General features: G+C 71.1%; 9 protein-coding genes. 5 read left to right on the plus strand and 4 right to left on the minus strand.

What is annotated here, in order from left to right:
- Positions 1-7: 7 nt before the first annotated feature.
- Complete coding sequence (locus ACGFY5_RS00190) at positions 8-1,924, plus strand: putative bifunctional diguanylate cyclase/phosphodiesterase (RefSeq protein ID WP_392715653.1); 1,917 nt, start codon at positions 8-10, stop codon at positions 1,922-1,924.
- Between the two features lie 91 nt (positions 1,925-2,015).
- On the plus strand, positions 2,016-2,804 hold the full coding sequence (locus ACGFY5_RS00195; protein WP_392715655.1) for a MerR family transcriptional regulator: 789 nt from the start codon (positions 2,016-2,018) through the stop codon (positions 2,802-2,804).
- A 158-nt stretch (positions 2,805-2,962) separates the two neighbouring features.
- Here the strand turns inward: ACGFY5_RS00195 and ACGFY5_RS00200 are convergent, their stop codons facing one another.
- Both ACGFY5_RS00200 and ACGFY5_RS00205 read right to left on the minus strand, forming a co-directional pair.
- Positions 2,963-4,216 (minus strand): ATP-binding protein, encoded by a 1,254-nt coding sequence (locus tag ACGFY5_RS00200; RefSeq protein ID WP_392715657.1) that lies wholly within the window; start codon positions 4,214-4,216, stop codon positions 2,963-2,965.
- A 72-nt stretch (positions 4,217-4,288) separates the two neighbouring features.
- Entirely contained in the window at positions 4,289-4,858 is a 570-nt protein-coding gene (locus ACGFY5_RS00205) for a hypothetical protein (RefSeq protein WP_392715659.1), read from the minus strand.
- Positions 4,859-4,983: 125 nt separating this feature from the next.
- Between ACGFY5_RS00205 and ACGFY5_RS00210 the strand changes: the two genes are divergently transcribed.
- The 3 genes from ACGFY5_RS00210 (at position 4,984) to ACGFY5_RS00220 (ending at position 9,601) form a co-directional block, all read left to right on the plus strand.
- Positions 4,984-5,520 (plus strand): YbhB/YbcL family Raf kinase inhibitor-like protein, encoded by a 537-nt coding sequence (locus tag ACGFY5_RS00210; protein ID WP_392715661.1) that lies wholly within the window; start codon positions 4,984-4,986, stop codon positions 5,518-5,520.
- Between the two features lie 248 nt (positions 5,521-5,768).
- On the plus strand, positions 5,769-6,551 hold the full coding sequence (locus ACGFY5_RS00215; RefSeq protein ID WP_392715663.1) for a DeoR/GlpR family DNA-binding transcription regulator: 783 nt from the start codon (positions 5,769-5,771) through the stop codon (positions 6,549-6,551).
- A 50-nt stretch (positions 6,552-6,601) separates the two neighbouring features.
- A complete protein-coding gene (locus ACGFY5_RS00220; RefSeq protein ID WP_392715665.1) occupies positions 6,602-9,601 on the plus strand; it encodes a S8 family serine peptidase in 3,000 nt (999 codons plus the stop codon).
- Here ACGFY5_RS00220 and ACGFY5_RS00225 read toward each other — a convergent pair.
- Complete coding sequence (locus ACGFY5_RS00225) at positions 9,576-11,219, minus strand: GTPase (RefSeq protein ID WP_392715667.1); 1,644 nt, start codon at positions 11,217-11,219, stop codon at positions 9,576-9,578. The two genes, ACGFY5_RS00220 and ACGFY5_RS00225, sit on opposite strands and share 26 nt — an antisense overlap.
- On the minus strand, positions 11,216-12,928 hold the full coding sequence (locus ACGFY5_RS00230; protein ID WP_392715669.1) for an ABC transporter: 1,713 nt from the start codon (positions 12,926-12,928) through the stop codon (positions 11,216-11,218). Before ACGFY5_RS00230 ends, ACGFY5_RS00225 begins: the two co-directional genes overlap by 4 nt.
- Positions 12,929-12,940: the final 12 nt, after the last annotated feature.

Below are 12,940 nucleotides of genomic sequence, written 5' to 3' on the forward strand. Positions count from 1 at the left end.
CAGAAGTGTGTTGACGTGGTTCGGCCGTAGCTTCTGGCAGAAGCTTCCACGAGGACGCCCACCGGGTGATCCGAGCTGGTCGTCGCGGCACCGGGTGATCGTCCTGGTGCTGCTGGGCCACGTCTTCGTACTGCCGTTCTACGGGCTTTACCAGGGGCTCCACTTCTCCCGGTGCCTGCTCATGGTGGCGCCGCTGGCGATGCTCGTAGCGGTGGCGTGCGCTGACCAGCTGTCGCAGCGGGTGCGTGCGTCTGCGGCGACGCTCGGCATCGTCGCGTCATCGGCCGTCACCGTGTCGTTCTCCGATGGCGAGATCGAGGCGCATTTCCACTTCTTCGTGATGCTGTTCTTCATCACGCTCTACCAGGACTGGCTGACGTTCCTGCTGGCCATCGGGTTCGTGGCGTTCGAACACGCGATCGTCGGGGTGCTCGCGCCGGGAGACGTGTACGGCCACTCGCCCGCCGAGCACGCGCCGGTGAAGTACGCGCTGATCCACGCGGGCTACGTCACGGCCGCTGCGGTCGGCGCCATCCTCAACTGGCGGCTCACCGACCGCGCCGACGCGGCCACCCGTGAGGTCACCGAGCAACTGGAGTACGACAACAGCCACGACCTACTGACCGGAGCGCTCAACCGGCGCGAGTTCGAGACCCGGATCAGCGAGGTGCTCACCCGGATCGAGGAGCCGGACGCGACCGTCATGTGCGTCCTCGACCTGGACCGCTTCAAGATCGTCAACGACACGTGCGGGCACCCGGCGGGTGACCGCCTGCTGGTCGAGGTCTGCTGGGTGCTCAGCGAGGTGCTCGCGCCGGACGACACGCTGGCGCGGCTCGGCGGCGACGAGTTCGGCATGCTGATCCGCCGCGCGAGTGTCGAGGAAGCGGTCGGGATGGCCAAGGCCGCCTGCACCGCGCTGGCCGAGTACCGCTTCAAGACCGACGACCGGACGTTCTCGGCGAGCGCCAGCATCGGCGTCCTGCCGCTGTTCGGGCAGGTGCAGTACGTCGAGGAAGCGATGCAGCTGACCGACGCCGCCCTCTACACCGCGAAAGAGGCCGGCCGCGGTCGGGTGCACGTCCACCACCAGGGCGACGCCGAACTCAACCGTCGTCAGAGCGACTCGATCTGGGCCGGGGCGCTGCTGGACGCGCTGCACGAGGACCGGCTCGAGCTCGTCTACCAGCCGATCGTGCCGACCATCCCGGACGAGGAAGAGACGGGCCGGATCGGGGAGATCCTCGTCCGGCTCTGCGAGGCCGACGGATCGCTCATCTCGCCGGGGCTCTTCTTCCCGGCCGCGGAGCGCTACGACCTGCTGCCGGCGCTCGACCGGTCGGTCGTCGCGAAGGCGATGAAGACGCTCGCCGCGCACTACCTGCCCGGCAGGCCGACGAACGGGGACCTCTACACGATCAACCTCGCCGGGCCCTCGATCGGCGACGAGAAGTTCCGGACGTTCGTGCAGGCCCAACTTGCCGAACATCAACTCTCGCCGAACCTGATCTGCTTCGAGATCACCGAGACCGTCGCGATCACGAACCTCGAGGCGGCACGGCGGTTCATCACCGAGATGCGCGCCACCGGGATCCGATTCGCGCTCGACGACTTCGGCAGCGGACTCTCGTCGTTCGCGTATCTGAAAAACCTGCCGGTCGACTTCCTGAAGATCGACGGCAACTTCGTCAAGACGATCACCCACGACACGATCGACCGGACGATGGTCGCTGCGGTGAATCAAATCGGCCACGAGATGGGGCTGCGGACCGTGGCCGAGTTCGTCGAGGACGACGCCATTCTCGCGGTGCTGCGCGAAATCGGCGTGGATTACGGGCAGGGGTACGGCCTGGGCCGCCCGGGCCCCCTGAAGAGCTGGCTGGCCGAGCGTCGTCCGGCCGATGCCCCCGCTGTGGTGGCGTGAGTACCTCGGAATCGTTACAACAACTGAAGGTGGAATACTCCTCTGCACGCAACATCGCAGACGGGCGCTGGACGAAAGGGGTGTTCCGGGCATGGCCAGCCGAACGGAGAACGAGCAGGCAGGCGAGTACCGGATCAACGACCTCGCGCGCGAATCCGGTATCCCCGTTCGCAATATCCGCTTGTACCAGGAACGTCGGATTCTTCCGCCGCCGATACGGCGGGGCCGCGTCGGTTGGTACAGCGAGGCGCACCTCGCGCGGCTCCGGCTGATCGCCAGGCTGCTCGACCGCGGCTACTCCCTGGCACACATCGGTGAGCTGATCTCCGCGTGGGAGCGGGGCCGCGACTTGGCCGACGTACTCGGGCTGGAGGCGGCGCTCACCAGCCCCTGGAGCGAAGAGCCGCAGACCGTGATCTCGGCCGGCGACCTGCAGCGCATGTTCGGCAAGCAGGAGGAGCGCGGAACGCTCGACCGGGCGATCTCGTCGGGCATGCTGCGCCCGGACGGCACCCGGTTCCGGGTGGCCAGCCCGCAGCTGCTGGACATCGCCGTGCAGCTCGTCCAGGCAGGCTATCCGCTGTCGGTGGTGCTGAAGCTCGCCGAGGACAGCATGCACGACATCGAGCGGGTGGCCGAACGGTACGTGTCGCTGGTCAAGGCCACGATCACGCCGAGCCTCTCACCGGGTGACACGCACGGAACCGACGAGCCGGCCGAGATCGACGACCCGGCCGCCGCGGCGGCGCTGGTGCAGAGCCTGCGCCCGCTCGCGCGCAAGAGCGTCGACGCGATGCTCGCGATGGCGATGGAGAACGCGGTCAACCAGGTACTGGGTGACGCGGTGAGCTCGCTCGCCAAAGAGTCCCGGGAGCCTTAACGCCGACCCTGTCGCTCGGGTACGAGCGACAGAGCCGGCCACCTTGGGAAGAGGGCGCGATCCTGCCTACCGGGTAGCGACAGGATCGCGCCACCACGAGAGTGGCTCACGGAATGCCCTCGGCCGATACATCGAGGCATGGCCCCCATTCAGCGGATTCAGAAGACCCGGGCCGAACGGTGCGGTGCGGAGGTCAGTGCGCTGCCCTCGTGCGGATCGGGCAGCGTGAACCACGCGACGGTGCCTCCGGACGGGCTGGCGTCCAAACCGATCTGACCACCGTGGGCGGTGATGATCCGGCGCGCGGTGGCCAGGCCGATGCCGGCACCCTCGGCGCTCGAGTCGTGCGGGTCGTGCACGCGGGTCAACGGGCTGAACGCCTCCTCGCGGCGGTCGCGGGGCACGCCGATGCCGTTGTCGACGACCTCGATCCGCCAGGCGTGGTCCTGCCGTGCGCTGTGCACGGCGATCAGCGGCGACCGCTCCGGATGTCGGTACTTGGCCGCGTTCGAGATCAGGTTCTGCAGGACGGCCCGGATCTGTGTCGCATCCACCCGCACGGTCGGCAACATTCCGACGTCGAGTCGGGCGCCGACGGCGGACAGCGCCGGTGCGAGGTCGTGCCGTACCTCTTCCACGAGGTTGCGCAGCGCGACCGGCTCCCGGCGCAGTTCCCCGCCGAGCTTCGCGAAGCCGAGCAGATCGGTGATCAGGTCGCTCATCCGATGCGTCGAGGACAGCGCCCTGGCGACGTACTCCGAGGACGGGGTGTCGTGCGGGACGTTGTACTGCAGCTCCTCCAGGAACCCGTTGATCGCGGTCAGCGGGTTGCGTAGGTCGTGGCTGACCTGGCCGGCGAACGCGTGCAGCGCTTCGTTGGAGCGGGTCAGCTCGGCGCGCACCTCGGCGAGCTCGGCGACGGCGTCCACGAGCTTCGTCGTCCGGCGCCGTAGCTCGAGCGCGTCGTCGACCTGGCGGGCTAGTAGACCGAGCCCGCGGATCCGCCGGTCGTCGAGGGTGCGCGCCTCCTCGTCGAAGACGCAGAGCGTGCCGAGCACGTGGCCCTGCGAGTTGCGCAGGTGGGTGGCCGCGTAGAAGCGGAAGTTGGCCCGCTCGCCGGTGACGAACGGACTGTCGGCGAAGCGTGGGTCGACGCGGGTGTCGTTGACGATGATCTGGCCGGGCTCGTCGAGGATCTTGTTGCACATCGAGTCGACGCGGTCGCAGACTCCCGGATCGCGTCCGTACCCGGCGACCGAGTGCTGGATGGTCTCGCCCATGAGGTTGACCAGGGCGGTGGGCGTACCGGAGATGTCGGCGGCCAGTTCGGCGAGGGCCGTCAGGTCGGGGGCGGGGGGATGACCGACCACGTCGTACGGCGCGATCAGCGCATCGCGGTCGATTCGGCTCACCAACCTACCGCCCCTCGATGCAAAAATGCCCCTAACCGCCACTATAGGTGGTTAGGGGCATTTCGCACTTCTTTACCGAGGAGCGGCTCCGTTGACCCGCTGGAGCTTCGCCAGGCGGTTCTCCAGGTTGAGGATCACGGCCGGACGCGCGGCGTGCGCGCGCTCGTAGGCCAGCAGCGTCAGGATGTCCTGGTCGGAGAGCGACCGGGTGCGCTGGCGGATCGCCGCGATCGTCAGCCCGTCCCAGTTCTGCACCGGCAGGTCGCCGGGCGCGGACGTGATCTTCGCCGAGTCCGGGTTCACCTCGGCCAGCAGCGCTGCCGCCTCGGCATGCGCGGCGGCGGGCGTCGGTGCGCCGGCCGGTGACGGCACGGTGGCCACGTGGGTCGGCTTCGGCGGCGTCGCCGGGGTCGGGGTTGCCGGTTGTGTCGGCGGGCGGCGTCCGGGCAGGAAAGACCACAGCGTCTCTGCGGCGGCCGGACTGATCTTGGCCAGGGTGTGGACGGCCGGGCGGCCGGCGCTGCTCACCAGTCGGAAGACCGGTCCGGCAGTACGCCCGACCACCCATCCGGCAAAGCGGAACGACTGGGTGAGCAACTTCTCCGCCGGGTCCGCCACACGGCGGACGACGTCGGTCAGCACGGGATCTCCTCCGAAATGTCGGCGGGAACGCCAGGTGGCATTACCCGCGCCTGATGGGGGCAAACTCCATGGTGACGCCATGCCGTGGCAGGGTTTCCCCCGGATCGATCGACGAGGAGGAAATCATGTCGCTTGACCGACCCCAGGCGCCGGACCCCTACGAGCTGCTCCCGCAGGTTCCGTCGTTCACGGTGACGAGTTCCGACGTCACGGCCGACGCCCAGCTCGGCCTGGCCCAGGTCGCCAAGGACGCCGGTGGTCAGGACGTCTCGCCGCAGCTGTCCTGGTCGGGCTTTCCCGCCGGGACGAAGAGCTTCGTCGTGACGGCGTTCGACCCGGATGCTCCGACGCCGTCGGGCTTCTGGCACTGGCTCGCGGTGAACCTGCCGGTGTCGACGACCGAGTTGCCGACCGGTGCTGGTGCCGGCGACGACAGCCTGCCCGGTGGTGCGTTCCACGTCCGTAACGACTACGGGACCCGCGAATACGGTGGTGCCGCACCGCCCCCCGGAGATCAGGTGCACCGGTACTACTTCGTCGTCCACGCGGTCGACGTCGAGGCGTTGGACGTCACGCCGGACGTCACGCCGGCGGTCGTGTCGTTCAATTTGGCGTTCCACACCCTGGCGCGCGCGTTGATCGTCCCGACGTACCAGCACTGAGTTCTGTCGGGGGCCGGGCGCATCGCGTCCGGCCCCCTCAATGTGTTTGCATTCGGATGGGCTTAGGATCGTCCAGAGAGGACTGTTCTGACACGAACGGCCCTCCGCGCCGATCACGGTGCGACTCCTGGGTGCAGCCGGAGCCCCGGGCCATACCATGATCGGCTCCTGGGTGTGACGCATGTGCAATATTGAGGTTCGGTGCGTCCACTCTGGTTGTTTCCCGACGTCTTCCCCGACGAGGAGCAATGGTCCCTGAACAGCGCCGCCAGCAGATCGTGACCGCACTGGGAACGCGGGGCATGGTGCGGGCGGACGACCTGGCCAATCAACTCGGCGTTTCGTTAGAAACCATCCGGCGTGATTTGAACGAGTTGGAACGCCGGGGTGAGCTCACCCGGGTTTACGGTGGCGCCACCCGGGCGCCGAAACGGTCGGAGAGTTGGGACCGCCGGGCCGGCTCCCACGTTCCGGCGAAACGAGCGATCGCCCGCTACGCCGTTCGCCTGCTGCAGCCGCAGCGGACGGTCTTCTTCGACGCGGGCACGACGATCTACGAGGCCGCCAAGGCGCTTCCCGGCGACTGGGTGGGCTCGATCCTGACCGGGAACGGTCACGTCGAACAGCACCTGTCCGACCACCCCGGTGTCCGGGTGCAGTTGCTACCCGGCGACATGCGGGACGAGGAACTGTCGGTCTCCGGGCCGGCGGCCGAGCGGGTCTTCGACAAGAAGTCCGTGGACGTCGCGTTCGTCGGTGCGGACGGGATCCACCCGCAGGCCGGGTTGACCGGTTGCCACGAGGGTGAGGCGGCGGTTCGGCGGCTCGCGATCTCGAAGAGCTTCGAACGGTACGTGCTGGCCGACTCGTCGAAGCTCGGGCGCGTTTCGCAGTTCCGGGTCACCGACCTGGCGTCGATCACCGCGGTGATCACCGACTCGGACGTGACGAAGGACGTGCTCGACGCCCTGGTCGCCCGGGGGCTGCGGGTGCACGTGGCGCCGCCGGTCTCGGTCGAACAGCTGGCCTGAGGTGTATTGACCCATTTGGGTATGCTTATGCATATCTAGGTGGGGGTGACGTGACAGGCCGGCATCGATCCGCGGGAACCGCGACTCGGGCCGGTGTGCGGCGTCCGGTCGGGGTCGCCTCGGCCGGTCTGGCGCTCGGTCTGGTGATCCCTTCCGGCGCGCTCGCGGTCCCGTCGGCTACGCCCGACGCGCCCGCGGTTCTGCACCTCGTCCAGCTCGTCGACGCGCCGATCGCCGCCTATCCCGGCGGGCGGTCGGTGCCGGACGGCGACGTGCTCGCGGGCACGCGTCCGCGGCGTGGGCAGCGGCTCGGGCTCGACTCCTCGGCGGTGCGCCGGTACCTCGCCTACCTCGATCTGCAGCGGCGGGCGGTGCTGCGGCAGTTGCCCGGGGTCCGGGCGGTGTACGCGTACCGGTGGACGTTCAACGGCTTTGCGGCCGAGTTGACGCCGGATCAGGTCGCCGCCGCGCGGCGGCTGCCGGGGGTTCGGGCTGTCACCCGGGACGCGGTGCACACGGTGGACGGCGTGGAGCCGGCCGGGACCTCCGAGTTCTTGGGCCTGCCGGGGCCGACCGGGGCGTGGGAGCGGCTCGGTGGTCCCGCGCGGGCGGGGGCCGGGACCGTGATCGGGGTCGTGGACTCCGGGATCTGGGCTGCGCATCCGAGTTTCGGGGGGAGGCGGGCTGCGGCTCCTCGGTACCGGGGTACGTGTGATGCCGGGCGGATCGTGAAGGACTTCCAGTGCCGGGGGGCGCTGGTGGGGGCGCGCTGGTACCTCAAGGGGGTCGCCGCGGACGCGGCTGAGCCGCGGTCGCCCGCCGACTACGACGGCCACGGCACCCACGCCGCCGCCGTCGCGGCCGGCGCCGCCGACGTCTCCGCCACCGTCAGTCCGGCGGGCGCCGCCGGAGCGGCCCGGTCCGGAGCGGCCCGGTCCGGAGCGGCCCGGTCCGGAGCGGCGGAGGCCGGCCCGGCGGAGGCCGGGAAAGCGCCGCCCGGTGCAGCTCGGCCCGGGTCGGCGCAGGCCCGGGAGGCTCTCGGAGCCGTCTCCGGGGTTGCGCCTGCTGCTCGGGTGGCTGCCTACAAGGCGTGCTGGCGGGTGGAGGGCCGGGCTTCGTGTGCGGAGTCGGACACCGTCGCCGCGATCGATCAGGCGGTCGCCGACGGCGTCGATGTGCTGAACGTTGCGATCGAAGGCGCGTCCGGCGGGTCACCGGCCGACGACCCGCTCGCGTCGGCGCTGTACCGGGCCGCCCAGGCCGGCGTGTTCGTCGCCGCGTCCGCAGGCAACGACGGACCCGCTCCCCGCACCGCGCACGGCAAGCCCTGGTTGACGAGCGTCGCAGCCGGTACGCACGACCGGAGCCCCGCCGCTGTCGTCCGGCTCGGCGACGGAACGCGACTGAGTGGCGCGGGGCTCGGCGCCGGGGTTCCGGCTCGACCGTTGGTAGACGGCGCCGAGTGCCGGGCTCTCGACCCCGAGAAGGTGCGCGGCCGGATCGTGCTCTGCCTCCGCGGCGGCAACGGCCGGACCGAGAAGAGCGCCGAGGTCCAGCGCGCGGGTGGCGTCGGCATGGTCCTCGCGAACGACGACGCCGACGAGCTCACCGCGGACCGGCACGCGATTCCCACAGTGAACGTCGACCAGCAGGCGTACCCGAAGCTGCGCCGCTACCTGGCCGGGGCGCGCCCCAGCGCCGCACTGGAGCCCGCCCACATGCGCCGGACCGGCGAAACCCGCCCCGAGGTAGCGGAGTTCTCCTCCCGCGGCCCGGACGGCGACGCACTCGCCCCCGACCTCATGGCCCCCGGCGAAGACGTCGTCGCCGCGGTCTCCCCGGCCCGCGACGGCGCGACGTTCGGCCTGCGCTCCGGCACCTCGGTGGCCACCGCCCAGGTCGCCGGCGCCGCCGCTCTGCTGCGCGGACTGCACCCGCGCTGGTCCCCGGCCGCCGTGAAGTCGGCGCTACTCACCAGCGCGACCGGCGGCGACGACCAGATCAGCACGTCCGGCGGCGAGACCGCAGGTCCGGCCGAGTACGGCGCCGGAGCGCTGTCGGTCCGGCGCGCGCTCACCCCCGGCCTGGTCTTCGACTCCTCGGCCGCGGCGACCGCGCCGTACAGCGCGCAGAACACCCCGTCGATCGTTCTCGGTTCGCTGGCCGGCGTCCGGGCCGTGCGCCGAACCGTGACGAACGTCGGCACCACCACCGCCCGGTACACCGCCCGGGTCGACGAACCTCCCGGCGTGGACGTCGCCGTCTCTCCGACGGAGCTCACGCTCGACCCCGGCGAGACGGCCTCGTTCACGGTGACCGTGCACCGCGTCTCCGCCCCCTACGACCAGCTCGCCGCGGGCTCCATCACGTGGTCCGACGGCACGCACACCGTCCGGGTGCCGGTTGCCGTGACGCCGGTCGTCGTCGCCGCTCCGCAGGCGGTCGAGCTCGGCAGCTCGCTCACCGTCGTCCCGGGCTTCACCGGACGGTTGAGCGCGCGTATCGCCGGCCCGGTACCAGCGATCGGGCACACCACGCGGCTGCGCGTCACCGGGAAGCGGACCCGGTTCACGTCCGCCGCGCCGAAGGCTTCGGACCGGGTCGCGCGCTTCACGGTCACGGTGCCGCGCGACACGACGCTGGCGCGGTTCGCGACCGACGCGCTCGACTATCCGGTCGGCACCGACGTTGACGTCTTCGTCTACCGCGACGGCAAGCGCGTCGGCCGGAGCGGTGGCCCGGCCGCCGACGAGCGGATTGATGTGTCGACACCGCAAGCCGGTCGGTACGACGTGTACGTCCAACTGGTCGGCGCTCCGGGCACCGGGCCGCTGCCCGTTCGCCTGGACTCCTACGTGATCGCCGAGGGTGAGCCGTCCGCCGAGCGGTCGGTGAACGCGGGGACACCGTTGCGCCTGTCGGGCCTGCCGACCGAGGGTCCCGGACGCTGGCTCGGGCAGATCCGCTGGTCCGACGGCGGAACCGGCGAGGCGACGACGCTGGTGAGCGCCGTCGACCGCCTCTTCAGCGACGACCCCGCAGCTGACTGATCGCCGCACACAGCTCGGTGCGTGCGGCCAACTCCGCGCTCACCGGCTCGAGCACCGCCTCCGTGGCCACCTGCTCCACCCGCGCACGGATCCTCCGGCGCGCCTTGGATGCCTGCCGCCGCGCCCCGAGCGCGCCCAGGCGCGCACTCAGGAACCCGAGTACCAACCCGACCAGCACGCCGCTCAGCAGCATTCCCGTCGGCACGGGGATCCGCCACTCCCATACGTCGACGTCCGGGAGCGGCGGTTCGGGCAGCCGGAACCAGTCGAGCACGAACAGGCCGAGGAGCCAGACCGCACCGAGCACGGCCATCAGCGCGAGCACGTTCTGCAGTATCCGGACCGCGCTCCACCAGCGCGGACGTCGAGCGAGGCCGAGGTCGGCGCCGGCCACCGCGCGGTCGAGCAGGTCGGGAAGCTGTTCGCGATGGCCGGTGGCCGCCCGGGTGAGGACGGTCGGCCAGGGCTGGGGGAGCCCGGCCGTGGTCCGGTCGACGAGGTTGCGCAGTGCGGTGTCGACGCGGGCCCGCTGCACCGCGGAGGGGCCCGGGAGCGCGGTGCGGACCAGTTCGTCCTCGGCCTGGCTGGGGGACAGGCGCGCGCCGGGAAGTCCGAGGCGGGTCGCCGCGCTCGGCCGGATCCGGGCCAGCCAGCGTGTCATCGGCCAGCCGGTCGCGGCCCGGGTGCGACTGCGATGCGTGCGCGCGATAGCCAGCGCCACCGCGTCGGCCCCGGAGGCCTCGGTCAGTGCGCCGACCACGCTCGCCCGATCGGACCGCTCGACCTCGGGTGTCTTCGCGGGGCCGCAGTTGGGCCCCAGCTCGTCCGCGAGTGCCCGCAGGTCCGCGTTCAGGCGACGCACCGACGCCTCGTGCGCGGCCACCGCCTCGTTCAGGCGGCCCCGCAGCGCCGGGAGTCCCTCGGACGTCCGTGCGGAGACCGGCAGCACCGGAACGCCCCCGAGTCCCTCGCGCTCGAGCAGGCCACGCAGATCGGTGACGACGTCCGCGCGGCGCGGGGTGGGCACCCGGTCGATCTGGTTGAACGCGACGACGGTGACGTCGGCGTGCGTCTTCAGCGGCCGCAGGTAGTTGTCGTGCAGCGCGGAGTCGGCGTACTTCTGCGGGTCGACGACCCAGATCAGCAGGTCGACGAGCTCGACGAGCCGGTCCACCTCGAGCCGGTGGTCCACCTTCACCGAGTCGACGTCCGGCAGATCGAGCAGAACCAAACCGGACAGCTCGTCCGCACCTTCCTCACCCAGGTGGTGCCGACGCTTCACACCCAGCCAGTCCAGCAGCGACTCCGCGCCGTCCGGGTTCCACACCGCGGCCTGGGCCGTCGAGGTGACCGGCCGGCGCATGCCGGTGGTGGCCAGTTCGGTGCCGACGAGCGCGTTGAACAGCGAGGACTTGCCGCTTCCCGTGGTGCCCGCGAGCGCGACGACGGTGTGCTCCGCGCCGAGGCGCAACCGTTCGGCGGCCTTCCCGGAGAGCGTCCGCGCGGTCGCCAAGGCCGTCGGGTCCAGTCGGTCGGTGCCGAGCTCCACGACCTTGTCGAGCGCCTGCAGGCGTCGGCTCAGGCCCGACTCGTCGCTGGTCCGTGCGAGGAGAGTCATCGCACCAGCCCCGGCTGCCGCAGGTAGGAACGCAGTGCCGACTCGAACTCGGTCAGCGCGGCGCGCAGCGCGGTCACCTGCTCGGCCGTCGGCGCTTTGGCGTCCACCAACGTCTCGAACCGGTGGAGTTCGTCCTCCATCAGCGACTCGACAGTGGTGAACAGGTCGTCGCGGGCGCGGTCCGCGAGCGTCCGTACGGCGGCGTCGCCGAAGATCGCTTCCAGCACCTTCTGACTGACCGCGGACGTCCCACCCGCGACCACGACTTCGAGCCCGGACAGGCCGGCGGTCTGCGCGAACACCGCGAGCATCAGCACCAGACCAGCGCCGTTGACGCCGAACGAGGTGAGCCGTGCCACGCTGCGCCGGTGCCCGCCTTCCTCGCGGACGAGCTCCAGCACCCGTCCCTGCCAGGCCCGGATGTCCTCCTCGAGGCGCGGTCCGAACGCCGCCGACGAGCGGTGCAGGTCGTCGCGCACCAGGGCCCGCCCGGCCGGTCGGGAGCGCCACAGCTCGGTGGTCTGCTCCGCGGCCTGGTCGGCCGCGGCCCGCACCAGTGCGTGCAGGTTGCCCTCGACGGCGTGCCCCACCGCCTCCGCAGCCGGTGCCCGTCCGGTGAAGAACGACGTGATCCGGTCACGCAGTTGACCGATCCGCGCTTCGAGGTTCCGCGTGAACTGGCCGGTTCCGACGAATTCCTGCCAGCGGGCCAGTACCTCACCGCGCAGCACCGTGCCGCTGCGGACACCGTCGTCCACCGTAGTGACCGCTGTGCGGTACCGCTCGAGCGCTTCGCCGCGCAGCGAGGCGGCAGCGCTCAGCTGGTCGTCGAGGTGGCCGGCCAGGCCGGTGACACGGTCGTGCAGGCTGGTGAGCGCCCCGGTGAGCGTGGTGCGGATCACCGCGTCACGCGCGTCGGCGTCCGCGGCCAAGCTGTCGAGCCAGGTGCGCAGCGGTGCGATCTGCGCGTCCGGGATCCGCTCGTCGGTGAGGTCGACCTCCGGGATCGCGAACAGCGCGGCCTCGCCCAGGTGCTCCTCGACGAGCATCGAGCGAAGGTGGTCACTGATCTCGCCGACGCCCTCCGGTGGGATGCGGTTGAGCACGACCGCGAGTGCGGTGGTGCGCTGGGCCGCGGTGTGGAGCAGGTCCCAGGGCACGGCGTCGGCGTACCGGGCCGCCGTCGTGACGAAGATCCACAGGTCCGCGGCGGCCAGCAGCTGCCCCGCGAGGTCGCGGTTCTCCGCGACCACCGAGTCGATGTCCGGCGGGTCGAGCAAGGCGAGCCCACGAGGCACGACGTCGTGAGCTACCAGCCGGAGACTGTGGGTTTCGTCGGAGGAAGGTCCTGTCGTTCGGGAGAGGCCGGGCAGGATGCGGTCGGTCTCGAACCAGCCGACGTCGTCCGGGTGGCACACCAGCACGGGGGAACGGGTCGTCGGGCGGAGCCAGCCCGCCTTCGTCACCTCCGCTCCGACGAGCGTGTTGACCAGCGTCGACTTCCCGGCACCGGTGGACCCTCCGATCGCCACCAGCATCGGAGCATCAAGTTGTCGCAACCTCGGCAGCAGGTAGTCGTCGACCTGGCCGACGAGCTCCGACTGCGAGCGGCGCGCGCTCTCTGCGTCGGAAGTCGCCAGATCGAGGCGCACCGTAGCCACCGAAGCGCGCAGCGCGTCGAGCGCTTCGGCGAGCCGCGGACCGTCCATGCCCGAGGTAGT

The sequence above is a fragment of the Cryptosporangium sp. NPDC048952 genome, assembly GCF_043197895.1.
Taxonomy (GTDB): domain Bacteria; phylum Actinomycetota; class Actinomycetes; order Mycobacteriales; family Cryptosporangiaceae; genus Cryptosporangium.

What these genes read in the sequence shown, in the direction of transcription:
- ACGFY5_RS00195 (WP_392715655.1), top strand. Translation starts at nt 2,016, where the DNA reads ATGGCCAGCCGAACGGAGAACGAGCAGGCAGGCGAGTACCGGATCAAC.
- ACGFY5_RS00210 (WP_392715661.1), top strand. Translation starts at nt 4,984, where the DNA reads ATGTCGCTTGACCGACCCCAGGCGCCGGACCCCTACGAGCTGCTCCCG.
- ACGFY5_RS00215 (WP_392715663.1), top strand. Translation starts at nt 5,769, where the DNA reads ATGGTCCCTGAACAGCGCCGCCAGCAGATCGTGACCGCACTGGGAACG.
- ACGFY5_RS00225 (WP_392715667.1), bottom strand. Translation starts at nt 11,219, where the DNA reads ATGACTCTCCTCGCACGGACCAGCGACGAGTCGGGCCTGAGCCGACGC.
- ACGFY5_RS00230 (WP_392715669.1), bottom strand. Translation starts at nt 12,928, where the DNA reads ATGGACGGTCCGCGGCTCGCCGAAGCGCTCGACGCGCTGCGCGCTTCG.